Source organism: Saccharothrix luteola (assembly GCF_020859565.1).
GTDB classification, from domain to species: domain Bacteria; phylum Actinomycetota; class Actinomycetes; order Mycobacteriales; family Pseudonocardiaceae; genus Actinosynnema; species Actinosynnema luteola.
Map to the genome: position 1 here is coordinate 23,760 of NZ_JAJHUO010000041.1, position 18,939 is coordinate 42,698.

The following is an 18,939-nucleotide window of genomic DNA, read 5'->3' on the forward strand; positions in this document are numbered from 1 at the left end:
ACCCGCCCTGGCCTCACCAGCCGGCGGCGTGCACGACCTCGTGCGCGATCTCCTCGACGGACCTGCCGTCGGTCGCGACGCGGACGGTGCCGGGCGGCGCGTCGGCGTCCAGCACGCGTGCCATGGCGAGGCTCCGCTCGATGTGCGGCGCGAGCTGCGAGCCGATCTCACGGCGGGCGAGGCGTTCCCGGATCGTCGCCTCCGACGCGGTGAGCAGCACGAGGGTGGAACGGACGTCCCCCTCACCCAGGGCACGCCGGATCATCGGCTCCTCCAGCACGCTCACGGTGTTCGTGTAGACGAGCCGGTGCCGGCCGAGCGCGGCGTAGTTGGCCCACACCGCGGCCAGGTTGCGCTCGGTGATCCCGGTCCGGTGCGGGTCGTCGGCCGGGGCCGGGTGGATCTGGTCCAGGAAGTCGCCCTCCACCAGGCAGTGCGCCGTCCCGCGCCCCTGGAGCACCTGGGAGACCTCCCACCCGACGGTCGACTTGCCCACGCCGGCGCCGCCGCCGATCAACAGGAGCTCACGCGTGATCACGTCGGCAGACTGCCACGACCCCGGGCCGCGTGACACCGGGTTTCCGCCTGCTCCACGCACCGTCATGTGGCACGATCGCGCACGTGACCAGCACCTCCGCCGCGACGCAGCACCTGCGCGATCTCGCCCGGTTGCGACGCGTCCGCGACCGGATGGACCGCGAGTACGCGCAGCCGCTGGACGTGGAGGCGCTCGCCCGCGGCGTGAACATGTCGGCCGGGCACCTCAGCCGCCAGTTCCGGCGCGCCTACGGTGAGTCACCGTATTCCTACCTGATGACGCGGCGCATCGAGCGCGCGAAGGCGTTGCTGCGGCGGGGCGACCTCAGCGTCACGGAGGTCTGCTTCGCGGTCGGCTGCTCGTCGCTCGGCACGTTCAGCACCCGGTTCACCGAGCTGGTCGGCGTGCCGCCGAGCGAGTACCGGCGCGAGGCGACCGGCGAGACGGACGGCATGCCCGCGTGCGTGGCCAAGCAGGTCACCAGACCGGTCAGGAATCGAGAAGCGTCCGCTTCGGACCCCACCTAGCGTGATCGCCATGGACATCAGCATTCACCAGACCTTCCTCCCTCAGGACGACCCGGACGCCGCGCTCACCTTCTACCGCGACACCCTCGGCTTCGAGGTCCGCAACGACGTCGGCTACGAGGGCATGCGGTGGATCACGGTCGGTCCCGTCGGCCAACCCGACACGTCCATCGTGCTGCACCCGCCGGCCGCCGACCCCGGCGTCACCGACGAGGAGCGCCGCACCATCGTCGAGATGATGGCCAAGGGCACCTACGCCGGGATCAACCTGGCCACCAAGGACCTCGACGGCACGTTCGACAAGCTCCAGGCCGACGGCGCCGAGGTCGTCCAGGAGCCGACCGAGCACCCCTACGGCGTGCGCGACTGCGCGTTCCGCGACCCGGCGGGCAACCTGATCCGCATCCAGCAGCTGCGCTGACCCGCACGTCCGACCGAGTGCCGCCCCGCTCCGACGTCCGCAGGAGCGGGGTGACCGCACCCCACGCCCACGCGCCCCGGCACAACCAGATGGAGACACGATGAGCAAGGCCACCAGGACGCAAGCGCAGTCGCCCGAGCCGTTCCTCGCCGACCGCCACGACCTGATCCGCGTGCAGGGCGCGCGCGTGAACAACCTCAAGGACATCAGCGTCGAGATCCCGAAACGCCGGCTGACGGTGTTCACCGGGGTGTCCGGCTCGGGCAAGAGCTCGCTGGTGTTCGGCACGATCGCCGCCGAGTCGCAGCGGATGATCAACGAGACCTACAGCGCGTTCGTGCAGGGCTTCATGCCCACGCTCGCCCGGCCCGAGGTCGACGTGCTCGATGGCCTGACGACGGCGATCATCGTGGACCAGGAGCGGCTCGGCGCCAACCCGCGCTCGACGGTCGGCACGGTCACCGACGCCAACGCCATGCTGCGCATCCTGTTCAGCAGGCTCGGCACGCCGCACATCGGCCCGCCCAACGCGTACGCGTTCAACGTGCCGTCGGTGAAGGCCAGCGGCGCGATCACGGTCGAGCGCGGCGGCAAGACCAAGGCCGAGAAGGCGACGTTCAACCGCCTCGGCGGCATGTGCCCGCGCTGCGAGGGCATGGGCGCGGTCAACGACTTCGACCTGACCGCGCTGTACGACGACAGCAAGTCGCTCAACGACGGCGCGCTCACCATCCCCGGCTACAGCATGGACGGCTGGTACGGCCGCATCTACCGCGGCTGCGGGTTCTTCGACCCCGACAAGCCGATCCGCAAGTACAACAAGCGGGAACTGCACGACCTGCTCCACAAGGAGCCGACCAAGATCAAGGTCGACGGGATCAACCTGACCTACTCCGGCCTGATCCCGCAGATCCAGAAGTCGTACCTGTCCAAGGACGTCGACGCGATGCAGCCGCACATCCGCGCGTTCGTGGAGCGGGCGGTGACGTTCACGACGTGCCCCGAGTGCGACGGCACGCGGCTGGCCAAGGAGGCGCTGGCGTCGAAGATCAAGGGCCGCAACATCGCGGACCTGTGCCGGATGCAGATCAGCGACCTGGCCGACTGGGTGCGCGACCTCGACGAGCCGTCGGTGGCGCCGCTGCTCGTGAACCTGCGGCGGGCGCTGGACTCGTTCGTGGACATCGGGCTCGGCTACCTCTCGCTGGACCGGCCGTCGGGCACGCTGTCCGGCGGCGAGGCGCAGCGCACCAAGATGATCCGCCACCTCGGCTCGTCGCTCACCGACGTCACCTACGTCTTCGACGAGCCCACCATCGGCCTGCACCCCCACGACATCGAGCGGATGAACGCCCTGCTGCTCCGGCTGCGGGACAAGGGCAACACCGTGCTGGTGGTCGAGCACAAGCCCGAGGTGATCGCGATCGCCGACCACGTGGTCGACCTCGGGCCGAAGGCGGGCACGGGCGGCGGTGAGGTGGTGTTCGAGGGCACGGTCGAAGGGCTGCGCGCCACCGACACCCTCACCGGGCGGCACCTCGACGACCGGGCGTCGTTGAAGGACTCGGTGCGGACGCCGTCGGGTGCGCTGGAGGTGCGCGGCGCCGGCACCCACAACCTGCGCGACGTGGACGTGGACATCCCGCTCGGCGTGCTCTGCGTGCTCACGGGTGTCGCCGGGTCCGGCAAGAGCTCCCTGGTGCACGGTTCCGTGGCCGGCCGCGAGGGCGTCGTGGTGATCGACCAGGGCGCGATCCGCGGTTCGCGGCGCAGCAACCCGGCGACGTACACCGGTCTGCTCGAACCGATCCGCAAGGCGTTCGCCAAGGCCAACGGCGTGAAGCCGGCGTTGTTCAGCTCCAACTCCGAGGGCGCCTGCCCCACGTGCAACGGCGCCGGCGTCATCTACACCGAACTGGGCGTGATGGCGACCGTCGAGTCCACGTGCGAGGACTGCGAGGGCAAGCGGTTCCAGGCGTCGGTGCTGGAGTACGCGTTGGGGGGCAAGAACATCGCCGAGGTGCTCGCGATGTCCGCGATCGAGGCGGAGGCGTTCTTCGAGACGGGCGACGGGCGCGTGCCGGCCGCGCACAAGATCCTCGACCGGCTCGTGGACGTCGGCCTCGGCTACCTGTCGCTGGGCCAACCGCTGACCACGCTGTCCGGCGGTGAGCGGCAGCGGCTGAAGCTGGCCGCCCAGATGGCCGAGAAGGGCGAGGTCTACATCCTCGACGAGCCGACGACCGGCTTGCACCTGGCCGACGTGGAGCAGCTGCTCGGCCTGCTCGACCGGCTGGTCGACTCGGGCAAGTCGGTCATCGTCATCGAGCACCACCAGGCGGTCATGGCGCACGCGGACTGGATCATCGACCTCGGTCCCGGCGCGGGCCACGACGGCGGCCGGATCGTCTTCGAGGGCACGCCGGCCGACCTCGTCGCCAAGCGGTCCACCCTGACGGGCGAACACCTCGCCGCCTACGTCGGAGCCTGAGACGCCGCACCGGTCAGGCCCCCGTTCCCGGTGTGCCTGACCGGTGTCGCTCGTGCTACGCCTTCGCCAGGCGCACCGCGGTCCACGAGACGGGCGGCAGGACGACGTGCAGCTCGCCGTCGGCGATGGTGGCGGTCTGCGGCTTCGGCACGACGCGGTCCGGGTCGGTCTCGGTGTTGGTGGCCGAGCCGTCCGGGTCGTGCACGGTCCACGCCTCGGCCACCCCGACGTCGCCGAACGCGGCCAGCGCGACCTTCAGGTCGACCGGCTCGGACCGGTGCCGGTTGACCACGAACACCACCGTGTCGCCGGTCTCCTCGTCGTGCGTGGCGACCGAGTCGACCACCGGCACGTCACCGAAGCGCTTCGTCGAGTACGTCGGCGAGGACGTCTCCACCCGCAGCACCTGGCCCCGCGCCAACCGCGACGTCAACGCGAACGGGTGGAAGGTCGTCTGCCGCCACGCCGGGCCGCCCGGCTCGCTGCGGATCGGCGCGATCACGTTCACCAGCTGCGCCTGGCACGCCACGGCCACTCGGTCGCTGTGCCGCAGCAGCGAGATCAGCAGGTTGCCGACGACCACGGCGTCGGTGACGTCGTACTGGTCCTCGATGACCCGCGGCGCGACCTCCCACTCCGTGCGCGGTTCGGCCTGGAACCGCTTCATGTACCAGACGTTCCACTCGTCGAACGAGAGCGTGATCTTCTTCTTGCTCTTGAGCCGCGCGCCGACCGCGTCCGCGGTGGCCACCACGCTGTCGATGAAGTGGTCCATGTCCGCGGCGGAGGCGAGGAAGCTGTCCACGTCGCCGTCGATGACCTCGTAGTAGGCGTGCAGCGAGATGTGGTCCACCTCGTCGTACGCCAGCTCCAGCACGGTGGACTCCCACTCGCCGAACGTCGGCATGGACGAGCTGGAGCTGCCGCACGCCACCAGTTCCAGGTCCGGCTCGGCCTGCCGCAGCGCGCGGGCCGTCTCGGCGGCCAGCCGGCCGTACTCGTGCGCGGTCTTGTGGCCGAGCTGCCACGGGCCGTCGAGCTCGTTGCCGAGGCACCACAGCTTCACGCCGTGCGGCTTCTCGGAGCCGTTCTCGCGGCGCAGGTCGGACAGGTGCGTGCCGCCGTCGTGGTTCATGTACTCGTGCACGTCGAGCGCCTCGGCGACACCGCGCGTGCCGAGGTTCACCGCGTACATGACCTCGACGTCGGCCTTGCGCGCCCACCGGACGAACTCGTCGACACCGACCTCGTTGGTCTCGATGCTGTGCCAGGCGAGTTCACGGCGCACGGGCCGCTGCGAGGCGGGGCCGACGCCGTCCTCCCAGCGGTAGCCGGAGACGAAGTTGCCGCCGGGGTAGCGGACCAGCTCGACCCCCATCTCACGGGTCAGCTCCAGCACGTCGCCCCGGAAACCGTCCTCGTCGGCGGTCGGGTGGCCGGGTTCGTAGATGCCGGTGTAGACGCAGCGGCCCATGTGCTCGACGAACGACCCGAAGAGGCGGCGTCGCACGGGCGCGATGACGTAGTCGGGGTTGAGGGAAAGGGAGGCGTTGAGCACGATGCTCCTACTTCAGGGCGCCTGCCGTCGCACCGCTGCGCCAGAAGCGCTGCAGCAGGACGAAGGCGACGATGAGCGGGACGATGGCCAGCAGTGAGCCGGTCACCACGAGGTTGAACAGCATGCGGGTGCCTGCCTCCTGCTGCGCGGTGTTGAACCAGGTGGTCAGGCCGACGGTCAGCGGGTACAGGTCGGAGTCGCTGAGCATCACCAGCGGCAGGAAGTAGTTGTTCCAGGTGGCGACCAGCGTGAACAGGAAGACGGTGACGATGGCGGGCCGCATCATCGGCACCACGATCTGCCAGAAGATGCGCAGCTCTCCCGCCCGGTCGATGCGGGCGGAGTCGATCAGCTCGACCGGCACGCTCTCGTCCACGTAGACGCGGATCAGGTACGCGCCGAACGGGCTGAGCAGCGACGGCAGGATGACCGCCCACATCGTGTCGACGAGTTCCACTTCGGACAGGATAAGGTAGGTCGGCAGCACCAGCGCGGTGGCGGGCACCATGATCATGCCCAGCAACGCCGTCTCGAACAGCCTCTTGCCCGGGAACCGGAACCGGGCCAGGCCGTAGCCCGCCGCCGCGGCCAGGGCCGTCGCGCCCACCGCGCTCAGGCCCGAGTACAGCGCGGTGTTGACCAACCACTTGCCGTACGCGCCGTCGTCCTCGCGGAACAGCAGCCCGATGTTCTCGAACAGGTTGAACTCGGCGAACCACAGCGCGGGGCTGTCGAGCAGGTCCGGCTGGCTCTTGGTGGCCGCGATGAGCACCCACAGCAGCGGGACGAGGAAGTACAGGATGCCCACGCCCATCAACAGGTGCGGGAGCCGGGTGTTCACCTTCGGCCGATTCTCGGCTCTGCCGATGGTCATGCGCGCTTCCCCCGCCGGCGGTTGTTGACGAACACGAACGCGTAGGCCACCACGAACACCAGGAAGCCGAGCGCGAAGGACAGCGCGGCGGAGTAGTGGAAGTCCGAGTAGGCGAACGCCTGGTTGTAGGCGTAGAGGTTCGGCGTGTACCCGGCCGAGATCTGCGGCGCGAACCGGGCCATGATCTGCGGTTCGGTGAAGAACTGCATGGTGCCGATGACGGTGAAGATCGCGGCCAGCGAGATGGCCTGCTTGATCGCGGGCACCTTGACCCGCAACGCGACCTGCACCGGCGTGGCGCCGTCGATCACCGCGGCCTCGTACATCTCCCGCGGCACGCCCTGCAACGCCGAGTACAGGATGATCATGTTGTAGCCGGTCCACGCCCACGTCACGATGTTGCCCAGCGACACCAGCAGCAGCGAGACGCTGAAGAAGTCGATCGGGTCGCCGCCCACCAGCGTCGGCAGGTCGGCGAACGGGCCGAACGTGCGGCTGTAGAGGAAGCCCCACATGAGCGCGCCGACGACGGCGGGCACGGCGTAGGGCATGAACGCGATGAGCCGGAACGCCACCGCGAACTTCGTGGTCACGGCGTCCAGCACGAGCGCGCCCGCCAACGCGATGCCGAGCATGACCGGGATCTGCACGAGTCCGAAGAGGACGACCCGCAGCAGGCCGTCCAGCAGCAACGGGTCGGTGAACGCGCGCACGTAGTTGTCGAGGCCGCTGAACCGGGTGCCGAGGGCGAGGCTCTTGCTGGACAGGCTGAGCCAGAACGCGTAGCCCAGCGGCACGACGAGGAACGCGACGACGACGAGGAAGAACGGCAGCACGAACAGCGCCCCGGCCACCGGGTGCGCGGTGACCCGGCGCGACCGCTGCCGCGCCCGGGATTCGACCGGTGCGGCGGCCGGCGGGTCGTCGGCCTCGGGCGCCGCGATCGGGGTGGACCGCGTCACGGTGAACCTCCTGACTTGGCCTGGGCCCGCCGCGGCGTCGAACTCGCCGCGGCGGACCGCCGGAGCGCTACTTGCTGACTTTGAAGCCCTGCTGCTCGGCGTACGCGACGACGTTCTTCTGCGTCTCCTCCAACACCGTGCCCCATTGCCTGCTGCCCGACATGGCCTCGGCGCTGCGGTCGTTCAGCTCGCCGTACACGAAGTCCTGGAACGGCGTGAACTGGAAGTCGCCCAGCTTCTCCGACACCGGCACGAAGATCTCGTTCACCTTCTGGCCGTTGAAGAAGTCGTAGGCCTTGCCGGTGAACGCCGGGTCCGCCGCGACGTCCTTGACCAGCGGGTAGAGGAACGCCTTGTCCAGGCCGATCTGCCAGGCCGCGTCGGACTTGCCGAACAGCTCGCGCGCCACGGTGGTGGCGGCCTTCGGGTTCTTGGCCTGCTTGGTCACGGTGAACGTGGAGCCGCCCCAGTCACCCTGCTCGTCCGCGCCCGCGGTCCACTGCGGCATCGGCGCGACCGCCCACTTGCCCGCGGTGTTCTTCAGCGAGCCCGCCAGGTAGCCGGGCGTCCAGCCGGCCGCGGCCCACGTCCAGTACTTGCCGGAGTCCAGCGCGGCGGTGGCGTCGGCGGTGAAGAACGGGTCCTTGGCCATGAGGCCCTTGTCGACCAGGTCGCCGACCAGGTCGACCACCCGCTCGCACTCCGGCGCGGTCAGGTTGATCTTCACCTGGTCCTTGGCGGTGGTGTGCGAGTAGCCGTACGGGCGGCAGCCGGACTGCCACATCAGGCCGTTGAGCCAGCCGCCGTCGCTGCCGAAGCTCGCGATGTGCGCGTTCGGGTCGATCGCCTTGATCTTCACGGCCGCCTCGGCGTACTCGGCCCACGTGGTCGGCACCGCGATGCCGTGCTGGTCGAACAGGTCCTTGCGGTACATCAACGCCATCGGGCCGCCGTCGACCGGGATCGCGTAGACCTTCTCGCCGTCGGTGGCCTGCTCCCACGCCCACTCGGCGTACAGGCCCTTGTCCTCGTTGGCACCGTGCTCGCCCATGTCCGCCAGGGCGTCGAGGATGATGAACGTGGGGATCTGCTGGAACTCCACCATCGCCACGTCCGGCGCGCCCTTGCCCGCGGTGATCGCGGTCTTCAGCTTGGCGTAGTGGTCCGCCCCGGTGCCGGCGTTGGTCCACTCGACCTTGATGTCGGTGTGCGAGGCGTTGAAGGCCTCGACCACACCCTTGAACTCCGGGTACCAGGCCCAGACGGACACCGTCACGGGTCCGCCGTCGTCGCCGCCGGCCCCGCCGCACGCGGCCACGGCGAGCAGGCCGCAGGCGGCGAGCCCCCCTCGGAGTTTCGCCAACCATGTGGTGCCGAGCATGAGTGCGCCTTTCCGTCGCGGCATGCGTCAGTGCACGCGCGACCGCGATCACGGTGCGTGAGCGAGACGTACAAGGTGTGCGTCGACCCCGTGAGGCGCGCTCTGGCGCCCTGGGGCCGTGGGTCCGGGTGTCGCGCCACGGCCGGCGGGTTCAGGGAACCGACCGTGGTTGCCGCCGTGGCACCGGTATTGCTGCGCTGCAAAGCACTATGGACGGCGTTTTGCCGCGCTGCAAGGCCTCACGTGAACTTAATCCAAACGAGATTTGAGACGGTTGTGGATCACCGTGCGGTGGGACTTGTCGCGGCGGAGGTCGGCGTGCACACTCTTTTGCAGCGCTGTAGCGGTAGGGCCGCCGCGCCGGTCCGACGGAGGAGAACGATGCGCGACGCCACGCTGCGTGACGTAGCAGAGCTCGCGGGCGTGTCCGCGCGGACGGTCTCGAACGTGGTCAACGGCTACGCCAGGGTGACCGAGCGGACCCGCGAGAAGGTGGAGCGGGCGATCGCGGAGCTGGGCTACCGGCCCAACGTGCTGGCCCGCAACCTGGCCAACGGCCGGTCCGGGCAGATCGCCGTGGTCGTGCCGTACCTGGACACGCCGTACTTCGCGGAACTGTTGCAGGCCATCATCCCGAGGGCGCGCGAACGCGGCTACAACGTCCTGATCGACCAGACCGACGGCGACCCGGCGCACGAGCGCGAGCTGATCCGGCGCGGCGCGCGGGCGCTGCTGTTCGACGGCATGATCTTCAGCCCGCTCGGGCTGGCCCAGGAGGACCTGGACGACGGCGACCCGACGTTGCCGCTGGTGGTCTTGGGCGAGCGGTCGTCCAACGGCACCTTCGACCACGTCGGCATCGACGACGTGGCGGCGTCCCGGGAGGCCACCGCGCACCTGATCGGCCTGGGCAGACGTCGGATCGCGGCCATCGGCGACCAGCCGTACCCGACCGGCGAGGCGGCGCAGCTGCGCACGCTCGGCTACCGGCAGGCGCACGCCGAGGCCGGGTTGCCGGTGGACGAGTCGCTGATAATCCACACACCGCGGTTCAACCGGGCCGACGGCTCCGGTGCCATGCGCGTGCTGCTCGACCGGGCCGACCCGCCGGACGCCGTGTTCTGCTACAGCGACCTGGTCGCGCTCGGCGCGCTGCACGAGGTGCTGGAACGCGGGCTGCGCGTGCCCGAGGACATCGCCCTCATCGGGTACGACGACATCGAGGAAGGCCGCTACTCCAACCCGACGATCAGCACCATCTCGCCGGACAAGGTGACCATAGCGACCACGGCGGTGGAACGGCTGCTCGCGCGCATCGACAGCACCGGGCCGTTGCCGGGCATCGAGGTGCGCGCCGCGCACAAGCTGATCGCCCGGCAGAGCACCCTGGGCCGCACTCCCCACCCGTGACCCGAACGTTCAACTCACCTGTTCCGAACGTAGGACACTCGCGACGCGAACGTAGGACTCGCGCGCGTGTCGAACGTTCAGGTGCCCCGAGTTGAACGCTCAGGCGGAGGAGAGGGCTAACGGCGGGAGCGCGGCACGACCAGGCCCGACTCGTAGGCCGCGACCACCGCCTGGGTGCGGTCGCGCAGGCCGAGCTTGTTCAGCACCCGGCTCACGTGCGTCTTCACCGTCTCCTCCGTGACCACCAGCCGGGCGGCCACCTCCGTGTTCGACAGGCCCTCCGCGACCAGCCGCAGCACCTGCGTCTCCCTCGGGGTGAGGGTGGACAGGGCCGACCCGGACGTGGCCGGCTCCGGGCGCAGCCTGGCGAACTCGCTGATCAGGCGGCGGGTGACGGTCGGCGCCAGCAACGCCTCACCGGCCGCCACGACCCGCACCGCGTCGAACAGCTGCTCCGCCGTCACGTCCTTGAGCAGGAAGCCGCTGGCGCCGGCGCGCAACGCGTCGTAGACGTACTCGTCCAGGTCGAACGTGGTGAGGATCAGCACCCGCGGCCCGTCGGCGAGCCGGCGCGTGGCCTCGATGCCGTCCACGCCCGGCATCCGCACGTCCATCAGCACCACGTCCGGTGACAGCTCGCGGCAGACCCGCACCGCCTCGTCGCCGTCGGACGCCGTGCCGACGACGGTGAAGTCGGGTTGCGTGTCGAGCAGCGCGGCGTACCCGGTGCGGATCACCTGGTGGTCGTCGGCGACCACGACCCGGACGGCGTCCCCGGCGGCGCTCACGACCCCGTCGGCACTCACCCGGCCGCCCCCGCCGGGAGGCTCGCCTCGACCAGGAAACCGCCCACCTCCGTCGTGCCCGTGCGCAACCGGCCCCCGACGGCCGCCGCCCGTTCCCGCATGCCGGTCAACCCGTGCCCGCCGGACGGCGCCGCGCCGCGCGGGCCGGGCCCGTTGTCCCTGATGCGCAACCTCAACGCCTCCTCGGTGTAGTGCAGCTCCACGTCGACCGCCGCGCCGGGCGCGTGCCGCCGCGCGTTGGTGAGGGCTTCCTGGACGATCCGGTACGCGGCCAGCTCCACACCGGGGTCCAGCGCGGCGGGCGTGCCGGAGACGATGAGCCGCGCGCCCGCGCCGGACGTGTCGCGCACGTCGTCGAGCAGTTCGGTGAGCTGCTGCAACCCGGGCTGCGGGCGCCGGTCGGCGACCTCCTCCGGCGCGAGCGCGTCCTCCCGCAGCACGCCCAGCAGCCGCCGCATCTCGGTCAGCCCGGCCCGCGCGGTGTCGCCGATCTCCGACAGCCGCTGCGCGCCGGCGGCGGGCATGCCGGGCGTGGTCAGCCGGGCCGTCTCCGCCTGCACCGCGATCATCGAGATGTGGTGCGCCACGACGTCGTGCAGCTCACGCGCGATCCGGGCACGTTCACCGCGCGCGGTGTGCTCCAGCAGGCTCCCGGCCACGGCTTGGCGCGCGGCCCGGTGCACCAGCGCCTCGCCGCGCGCCCACCGGGCGATCCCGATCCACCCCGCCGCCAACGCCGACGACGCCGCCAGCACGGTCACCGCGTCCGCGTCGCGCACGAGGGCGAGCACCGGGTAGGGCGCGGCCAGGCAGGTCGCCAGGACCTGTCCGCCCACCCGTCCCAGCCGGTACAGCACGATCAGCTGCGCGGCCAGGCCCGCCGCCGTGAGGCTGTGGAACAACCCGAGCGACAGCACGCTCGCCGCCGACACCGCGACCGCGGCGGGCTTCGGGCGCAGGAACGCCGCCGGCGCGGTGGTCGCCAGGGCCAGCACCCCGAGCACCAGGACGAGCTGCGGGTCGGCGCCGCCGGTCACCGCCCGCGCCACCGACTCGCCCACCGCGCCCGCGCCCAGCAGCACCACGGCGGCCCCCGGCACGTGCGGGCTGTCGGCCACCCTCCGGGCCCACCCCTCTTCGCTCACCGGGTCATTGTCGTCGCCGACCCACGCCGATGCGTCACCGCAGGTGGTGACACCGACGTCCCCCTCAGGAGGGACGCGCCTCCCCCACGTCAGCGAGGGCGCAGACGGCTCTCCCGCGTGACGACCGGACCCTGGCCGCGCTCCTAGCCTTCCCGGCATGGAAGCAACCATCGAAGTCTCCGGGCTGCGCAAGCGGTACGGGCCGACCGTGGCGCTGGACGGGATGACGTTCACCGTCACCCCGGGCAGGGTCACCGGCTTCGTCGGGCCCAACGGCGCGGGCAAGTCCACCACGATGCGGGTGATCCTGGGCCTCGACTCGGTCGACGAGGGCCGCGCGCTGGTCGGCGGCCGGCCGTACCGGGCGCTGCGGCACCCGTTGCGGCAGGTCGGGTCGCTGCTGGACGCCTCGGCGCTGCAACCCAGCCGCACCGGCCGCAACCACCTGCTGTGGCTGGCCCACTCGCAGGGCCTCGGCGCGCGGCGGGTGGACGAGGTCGCCGAACGGGTCGGCCTGACCTCGGCGATCCGGCGCAAGGCCGGCGGCTACTCGTTGGGCATGCGGCAGCGGCTCGGCATCGCGGCGGCGCTGCTCGGCGACCCACCGGTGCTCGTGCTGGACGAGCCGGTGAACGGCATGGACCCCGAGGGCATCCGGTGGGTGCGCGGTTTCCTGCGGTCGCTGGCGGCCGAGGGCCGGGCGGTGCTGGTGTCCAGCCACCTGATGAGCGAGTTGCAGGACACCGCCGACCACGTGGTGATCGTCGGCCGGGGCAAGGTCATCGCGGACGTCGGCGTGGCGGAGCTGATCGAGGCCGCGTCCGGTGAACGGGTCACGGTGCGCACCAGCGCCCGCACGCCGGCGATGACGGCGCTGGCACGGGCGGGCGCGACGGTCGCCGTGACCGGCGCCGACACGCTCACCGTCACCGGGCTGTCCGGTGAACGGGTGGTGGCGGTGCTCGGCGAGAACGCGGTGCCGTTCTCCGAGGTGTCGGCGCACCGCGCGTCCCTCGAAGAGGCGTACATGGAGCTGACCAGGGACGCGGTCGAGTTCCACGCGGCCGAGGGAGCGCGATGAGCGGGCCGGACGGCTTCGGGCAGTTGCTGCGCGCCGAGTGGACGAAGCTGCGCACCGTGCGCGGCTGGGTGGTCGGCCTGATCGCGGCGGCGCTGGTGATCCTCCTGATGGGGTTGTTCGCCGCGGCGGCGAGCAACTTCTCGTGCAGCGGCCCGGACGGCGGGCCGTGCGCGGGCAGCACGCCGCCGACGGGTCCGGGCGGCGAGCCGGTCATCGACAACTTCTCGTTCGCGCACCAGGCGTTCACCGGTGACGGCAGCATCACCGCCCGCGTGACGTCGCTGACCGCCGTGTCCGCTTCGGACGGTCAGGCGCCGGTCGAGGACACGCAGCCGTGGACCAAGGGCGGGATCATCATCAAGGCGAGCACCACGCCGGGATCGCCGTACGCCGCCTTGATGCTGACCGGCGGCCACGGGGTGCGGTTGCAGCACAACTTCACCGGCGACGTCGCGGGCACGCTGCGCGCGACGTCGAGCTGGCTGCGCCTGACCCGGTCGGGTGACACGATCACCGGCCACGAGTCGCCCGACGGCGCGACCTGGCACCTCGTCGGCGCGGTCACCCTGGCCGGGCTGCCGTCGACCGTGCGGGCCGGGCTGTTCGCGACCTCGCCGCACCACGAGGTGATCACCGAGTCGTTCGCCAGTGCCAGCGGCGAGAGCTACCCGACGCGGGCGACCGCCGAGTTCGACCGGATCGAACTCCAGGGTTCCTGGCCGGACCGGAAGTGGGTCGGTGACGACGTCGGCGGCCTGGGCGGGCCGCGCTCGGGTCCGGTCGGGTTCGAGGAGACCGCCGACGGCGTCACGGTGAGCGGGTCGGGCAACATCGCGCCCGTCGTGGCCGGGCGGGGCGGGCTCGGCAAGACGGTCGAGGGTCGGCTGGTCGGCGCGTTCGCCGGGCTGATCGCGGTCATCGTGGTCGCGGCGACGTTCATGACGTCGGAGTACCGGCGGGGCCTGATCCGCACGAGCCTCAGCGCCAGCCCGCGACGCGGCCGGGTGCTGGCGGCGAAGTCGGTGGTGATCGCGGGGGTCACGTTCGTCACCGCGCTGGCCGCGGCCCTGATCACGGTGCCGCTGGTCCGGGCGGTCGAGGTGGACAAGGGGTTCTTCCTGTTCACCGTGCCGACCGCGACCGAGCTGCGGGTGATCGTCGGCACGGCGGCGCTGCTCGCGGTGGCGGCGGTGCTCAGCCTGGCCGTCGGCACGGTGCTGCGGCGCAGCGCGGGTGCGGTGACGGTGGTGATCGTGGCGATCGTGCTGCCGTACATCCTGGCGATCGCGTCCGTGCTGCCGACCGGGCCGTCGGACTGGCTGCTGCGGGTGACGCCCGCCGCCGCGTTCGCCGTCCAGCAGAGCTTGCCCGAGTACCAGCAGGTCACGGCGAACTACGCGCCCGCCGACGGCTACTTCCCGTTGAGCCCGCTGGGCGGGTTCGCGGTGCTGTGCGGCTACACGGCGGTCGCGCTGGGTGTGGCGTTCTACGTGCTGCGGAGGAGGGACGCGTGAAGGAAGCGCTGCACGTGGAGTGGACGAAGCTGCGCACGGTGGCGGGCACGGCGTGGTTGCTGGCCGCCGTGGTGCTGCTGACCGCGGCGCTGAGCGTGGCGGCGTCGGTCGCCTGCGCCGACACGGGGTGCGGTGATCCGGCGAAGACCAGCCTGACCGGGATCGCGTTCGGCCAGGCCGTGGTCGCCGTGCTGGCGGTGCTCGCGGTGGGCGGCGAGTACAGCACGGGGATGATCCGGGTGACGTTCGCCGCGCTGCCGCGCCGGTCGACCGTGCTGGCGGCGAAGGCGGCCGTGCTCGGTGCGCTGGTGCTGGTGGCGGGCGCGGCGGCGGTGCTCGTGTCGGTGCTGGCGGGGCGGGGCGTCCTGTCGGAGGTCGCGGTGCTGTCGTTGGCGGACGGCCCGGTGCTGCGCGCGGCCGTCGGCTCCGTGCTCTACCTGGTGCTGGTCGGGCTGCTGAGCCTGGGCGTGGCCGTCGTGGTGCGTGACGCGGCGGCGGCCATCGGGGTGGTGCTCGGGCTGCTGTACCTGTTCCCGATCGTGGCCGCGGTGGTGTCCGATCCGGACTGGGTCAAGCGCTTGCAGCGGATCAGCCCGATGACGGCGGGGCTGGCGGTGCAGGCCACCACGGACGTCGGGAGCCTGCCGATCAGCCCGTGGGCGGGTCTGGGCGTGCTCGGGCTGTGGGCGGCCGGCGCGCTCCTGGTCGGCGGTCTGGTGCTCAGGCTGCGTGACGCCTAGGCCTTGGTCGGCCGGGGCAGCAGCAGGTGCACGGCGAAGCCCGCCAGGACCGTCAGGACCACCTGGTAGAGGATCGAGAGCCGCGGGTCGCCGCCGACGGTGAACACCGCGTCCAGCCCGGTCGTCGCCACGCCGGCCAGGGTGAGCAGGCCGGTCACGTGCCAGCCGAAGAAGCCCGCCGCCCAGGCGACCAGCGGCCAGCGGTTGCGGTCGGGGCGGAGCAGGACCAGGTAGGTGGAGAACGCGGCGACGGCGTTGAAGAACAGTCCGACGACCATGAGCTCGGCCACGTCGCCGGACAGCACCGTCGACGCCGCCTGGGTGATGACGAGCACGAACATCGACCAGCACCCGACCCGGATTTTGTCCACGGCGCGGATGCTAGGGCACGGCTCCTACCCTGACGGCGGCCGACCGCTGGTCGTGCACGTCGCCGTCGGGTGATCGATACGCTGACCGGATGCGTGTCTTGTTCACCTTCATCGGCGGGTTGGGCCACTTCCAGCCGTTGGTGCCGTTCGCCTCGGCCGTGGCCGCCGCCGGGCACACCGTGGCGGTCGCGGCCGGGCCGAACCGGCGCGAGGCGGTCGAGGCCGCCGGGTTCACCGCGATCGGAGTCGGTGCGGAGGGAGGGCCCGAGCCCTCGCGGGTCGGGCCGCTGCTCGCGCCCGACCGGGAGCGGGACGACCAGGAGCTGCGGGACGGGTTCGTGCGGCGGGGCGCGGCCGAGCGGGTGCCGCTGTACCTGGAGCTGTTCGAGCGGTGGCGGCCGGACGTGGTGGTGTGCGAGGAAGTGGACTTCGGCAGCGTGCTCGCGGCCGAGAAGCTCGGGTTGCCCTACGCGAACGTGCAGGTCATCGCGTCGGGCGCGTTCGTGCGGCCGGCGGTGGTCGGCGAGCCGATCGGCGAGCTGCGCGCCGGGCTCGGCCTGCCGCCCGACCCGGACCTGGTGATGCGGCACCGGCGGCTGCTGCTGTCGCCGTTCCCGCCGAGCTTCCGCGATCCGGCGTTCCCCTTGCCGGACACGGCTTTCCCGATCCGCCCGCCGGTGGGTCCCATCGGCCGGTCGGACCCGCCGACCGTGTACTTCACCCTGGGCACGGCGTTCAACGCCGAGTCCGGCGACCTGTTCTCGCGGGTGCTGGCGGGGTTGCGCGACCTGCCGGTGGACGTGATCGCCACGGTGGGCCGGCACCTCGACCCGGCCGCGTTCGGCCCGCAGCGGCCGGGTGTGCGCGTCGAGCGCTACGTGCCGCAGGAAACGGTGCTGCCGCGCTGCGACCTGGTGATCTCGCACGGCGGCTCGGGCAGCGTCGTCGGGGCGCTGGCGCACGGCCTGCCGACCGTGCTGCTGCCGTTGGGCGCCGACCAGCCGCAGAACGCCGAGCAGTGCGCGCGGCTGGGCGTGGGCCGGGTGCTGGACCCCGTCGCCGCCACGCCGGAGGACGTGCGGGCCGCGGTCGCGGAGGTGTTGGCGGATCCCGGTTACCGGCCGGCGGCGGCACGCGTGCGGGCGGAGATGCTCGACCTGCCCGAACCCGCGCGGGCGGTGCCGTTGCTGGAGCGGCTGGTCGGCTGACTACCCGGTCCGGTCGCGGTTGCCCGTCGGCACGATGAGCCCGCTCTCGTAGGCGACCACGACGGCCTGCGCGCGGCTGGACAGGGCCAGCTTGCCCATCATCCGCTTGACGTGCGTCTTCACCGTCGCCTCGCTGAGCACCAGGCGTTGGGCGATCTGGGCGTTGGTCAGCCCGTTGCCGACCAGGCGCAGCACCTCGGTCTCCCGGGCGGTCAGGGCGGCCAGTTGCGGCGCGCCGACGGCGGTGGCTCGGTGGTGCTGGGCGTAGGTCTCGATCAGCCGGTGGGTGATGTGCGGCGCGACCAGGATGTCGCCGGCGGCGATGGTGCGGACGGCGGAGATGATCCGCTCCGGCGGGGTGTCCTTGACCAGGAAACCGGACGCGCCCTCGCCCAACGCGGTGTAGACGTACTCGGGCAGGTCGAACGTGGTCAGCACGACGATCCGGGGCGGCTCCGCCCGGTCGGGGTCGGCGGCGCGGTCGCGGTGGGCGGCCAGGACCTGGCGGGTGGCGGCGATCCCGTCCAAGACCGGCATCCGGATGTCCATCAGGATCACGTCCGGCGAGGTCCGGGCGGCCAGCGCCACGGCCTGCCCGCCGTCGGCGGCCTCGCCCACGACCTCGAAGCCCGGCGCGGCCGTGAACAGGGCGACCAGGCCGGCCCGGATGAGCGCCTGGTCGTCGGCGATGAGCACGCGGATCGTCACCGGGCCGCCACCTCCCCCATGGGCAGCCGCAGGACCACGCCGAACCCGCCCTCCGCCGTCGGGCCGGCGGTGAGCACGCCCCCGTACAGCTCGGCGCGTTCCCGCATCCCGCGGATGCCGTGCGGCTGGTGGTCCGGGCCCGACGCGACCCGCGCCGCCCGTCCGTTGTCGGTCACCTTCAGCACCAACGTCTGCTCGCCGTAGTCGACGTCGATCCGCGCCTCGGCCCGCCCCGCGTGCTTGAGCACGTTGGTCAACGACTCCTGCACCACCCGGTAAGCGCACAGGTCCGGCCCCGGTTGCAGCTCGCGGACCTCGCCGCTGATCACCACGTCGACCGGCAACCCCGCACCCCGGGCACGTTCCACCAGCTCCTCGAGCGCCGCCAACCCGGGTTGCGGCCGGTAGTCGTCGTCGTGGTCCACGCGCAGCACGTCGAGCAGGCGGCGCATCTCGGTCAACGCCTCACGGCTCGTGTCGCCGACCGTGGTGATCGCCTTGCGCGCGGTCGCCAGGTCGGTGTCCAGCACGTACCCCGCGACACCGGCCTGCAACGAGATCACCGACATGTGGTGCGCGACGATGTCGTGCAGCTCGCGCGCGATGCGCACCCGCTCGTCCGCCACCGCCCGCGCCGCCTCCTCCGCCAACCGCTCGGCCCGCCGGGCCCACCGCTTCGTGCCCTCCCCCAGCATCCACGCGCCCGACACGACCAGCACCGACTGCGCCACCTCCGACCACACGACCACGTCGGGCAGCCCGAGGAACGCCAGCACGACCACGGCCACCGCCGCCAGGAACACGACCGCGGCCACGAGCCGGGACCGCAGCGTGGCCACGGTGAACATGCCCACCAGCGCGCCGAGGCCGCCGCTGGGCAGGCCGCCGAACCCGACCACGCCGTAGCACGCCAACGCGCCCAGCATCACCGCCATGGTGGCCACCGGCGCGAGCTGGCGCAGCGCGATCGGCGCGACGGTCAGCCCACCCACCACGTACGCCGCCCAGTCGGAGCCGCCGCCGGTCTGGCTCACCGTGGTCGCCACCGTCAACGACGTCAGCACCACCGCGAGCAGCAGGTCGAGCCGGATCGGCTTGATCGTGGCCAACACCGGTCCAAAGTAGTCGCGCGCCGGGACCTCCGTCGCCACCCCGCGGGTGGACACCCCGCTACCCCCACGGGGGTAGGCCGAGATGCCGTCGT

General features: G+C 71.9%; 18 protein-coding genes. 8 read left to right on the forward strand and 10 right to left on the reverse strand.

The genetic code is table 11. From position 1 onward, the window contains the following. Nucleotides 1–13: 13 nt before the first annotated feature. Nucleotides 14–538: an AAA family ATPase gene (locus tag LNK82_RS40975; protein WP_230572263.1), complete on the reverse strand. Its 525-nt coding sequence runs from the start codon at nt 536–538 to the stop codon at nt 14–16. An 83-nt stretch (nt 539–621) separates the two neighbouring features. Here LNK82_RS40975 and LNK82_RS40980 point away from each other — a divergent pair, with 83 nt between their 5' ends. The 3 genes from LNK82_RS40980 (at nt 622) to LNK82_RS40990 (ending at nt 3,977) form a co-directional block, all read left to right on the forward strand. Beyond that, nucleotides 622–1,065: a helix-turn-helix transcriptional regulator gene (locus LNK82_RS40980; protein ID WP_230572264.1), complete on the forward strand. Its 444-nt coding sequence runs from the start codon at nt 622–624 to the stop codon at nt 1,063–1,065. 10 nt (nt 1,066–1,075) lie between these two features. Then, nucleotides 1,076–1,486: a VOC family protein gene (locus LNK82_RS40985; protein WP_230572265.1), complete on the forward strand. Its 411-nt coding sequence runs from the start codon at nt 1,076–1,078 to the stop codon at nt 1,484–1,486. A 100-nt stretch (nt 1,487–1,586) separates the two neighbouring features. After that, nucleotides 1,587–3,977, forward strand: coding sequence for an ATP-binding cassette domain-containing protein (locus tag LNK82_RS40990; protein WP_230572266.1), 2,391 nt, complete (start codon nt 1,587–1,589; stop codon nt 3,975–3,977). Nucleotides 3,978–4,032: 55 nt separating this feature from the next. Here the strand turns inward: LNK82_RS40990 and arfA are convergent, their stop codons facing one another. The 4 genes from arfA to LNK82_RS41010 all read right to left on the reverse strand — a co-directional run bounded on the left by arfA (nt 4,033) and on the right by LNK82_RS41010 (nt 8,752). Further along, entirely contained in the window at nt 4,033–5,535 is a 1,503-nt protein-coding gene (gene arfA, locus LNK82_RS40995; protein ID WP_308257490.1) for an arabinosylfuranosidase ArfA, read from the reverse strand. A 7-nt stretch (nt 5,536–5,542) separates the two neighbouring features. Beyond that, a complete protein-coding gene (locus LNK82_RS41000) occupies nt 5,543–6,409 on the reverse strand; it encodes a carbohydrate ABC transporter permease (RefSeq protein ID WP_230572267.1) in 867 nt (288 codons plus the stop codon). Then, nucleotides 6,406–7,371: a carbohydrate ABC transporter permease gene (locus tag LNK82_RS41005; protein ID WP_230572268.1), complete on the reverse strand. Its 966-nt coding sequence runs from the start codon at nt 7,369–7,371 to the stop codon at nt 6,406–6,408. The genes LNK82_RS41000 and LNK82_RS41005 overlap by 4 nt, the downstream gene beginning before the upstream one ends. A 67-nt stretch (nt 7,372–7,438) precedes the next feature. Continuing rightward, nucleotides 7,439–8,752, reverse strand: a complete 1,314-nt coding sequence (locus LNK82_RS41010; RefSeq protein WP_230572269.1) for an ABC transporter substrate-binding protein — start codon at nt 8,750–8,752, stop codon at nt 7,439–7,441. Nucleotides 8,753–9,133: 381 nt separating this feature from the next. On the opposite strand from LNK82_RS41010, the gene LNK82_RS41015 reads away from it, so the two are divergent. After that, nucleotides 9,134–10,162, forward strand: coding sequence for a LacI family DNA-binding transcriptional regulator (locus LNK82_RS41015; RefSeq protein WP_230572270.1), 1,029 nt, complete (start codon nt 9,134–9,136; stop codon nt 10,160–10,162). Nucleotides 10,163–10,278: 116 nt separating this feature from the next. On the opposite strand, the gene LNK82_RS41020 is transcribed toward LNK82_RS41015, so the two are convergent. After that, the gene (locus LNK82_RS41020; RefSeq protein WP_230572271.1) at nt 10,279–10,968 is read right to left on the reverse strand and encodes a response regulator; all 690 of its coding nucleotides are present in this window, start codon (nt 10,966–10,968) and stop codon (nt 10,279–10,281) included. Beyond that, on the reverse strand, nt 10,965–12,113 hold the full coding sequence (locus tag LNK82_RS41025) for a sensor histidine kinase (protein ID WP_230572272.1): 1,149 nt from the start codon (nt 12,111–12,113) through the stop codon (nt 10,965–10,967). The genes LNK82_RS41020 and LNK82_RS41025 overlap by 4 nt, the downstream gene beginning before the upstream one ends. A 157-nt stretch (nt 12,114–12,270) precedes the next feature. Between LNK82_RS41025 and LNK82_RS41030 the strand changes: the two genes are divergently transcribed. The 3 genes from LNK82_RS41030 to LNK82_RS41040 are packed head-to-tail and all read left to right on the forward strand — an operon-like array spanning nt 12,271 to nt 15,448. After that, a complete protein-coding gene (locus tag LNK82_RS41030) occupies nt 12,271–13,194 on the forward strand; it encodes an ABC transporter ATP-binding protein (RefSeq protein ID WP_230572273.1) in 924 nt (307 codons plus the stop codon). After that, nucleotides 13,191–14,708, forward strand: coding sequence for an ABC transporter permease subunit (locus tag LNK82_RS41035; RefSeq protein ID WP_230572274.1), 1,518 nt, complete (start codon nt 13,191–13,193; stop codon nt 14,706–14,708). The genes LNK82_RS41030 and LNK82_RS41035 overlap by 4 nt, the downstream gene beginning before the upstream one ends. Continuing rightward, nucleotides 14,705–15,448: an ABC transporter permease subunit gene (locus LNK82_RS41040; protein WP_230572275.1), complete on the forward strand. Its 744-nt coding sequence runs from the start codon at nt 14,705–14,707 to the stop codon at nt 15,446–15,448. The genes LNK82_RS41035 and LNK82_RS41040 overlap by 4 nt, the downstream gene beginning before the upstream one ends. Here the strand turns inward: LNK82_RS41040 and LNK82_RS41045 are convergent. Then, complete coding sequence (locus LNK82_RS41045) at nt 15,445–15,819, reverse strand: hypothetical protein (RefSeq protein ID WP_230572276.1); 375 nt, start codon at nt 15,817–15,819, stop codon at nt 15,445–15,447. The two genes, LNK82_RS41040 and LNK82_RS41045, sit on opposite strands and share 4 nt — an antisense overlap. Before the next feature lie 89 nt (nt 15,820–15,908). Between LNK82_RS41045 and LNK82_RS41050 the strand changes: the two genes are divergently transcribed. Then, nucleotides 15,909–17,027, forward strand: a complete 1,119-nt coding sequence (locus LNK82_RS41050; RefSeq protein ID WP_230572277.1) for a glycosyltransferase — start codon at nt 15,909–15,911, stop codon at nt 17,025–17,027. Here LNK82_RS41050 and LNK82_RS41055 read toward each other — a convergent pair whose 3' ends face one another. Continuing rightward, nucleotides 17,028–17,735, reverse strand: a complete 708-nt coding sequence (locus LNK82_RS41055; protein ID WP_230572278.1) for a response regulator — start codon at nt 17,733–17,735, stop codon at nt 17,028–17,030. It lies immediately after the preceding gene. Beyond that, complete coding sequence (locus LNK82_RS41060) at nt 17,732–18,847, reverse strand: sensor histidine kinase (RefSeq protein WP_230572279.1); 1,116 nt, start codon at nt 18,845–18,847, stop codon at nt 17,732–17,734. The genes LNK82_RS41055 and LNK82_RS41060 overlap by 4 nt, the downstream gene beginning before the upstream one ends. Nucleotides 18,848–18,939: the final 92 nt, after the last annotated feature.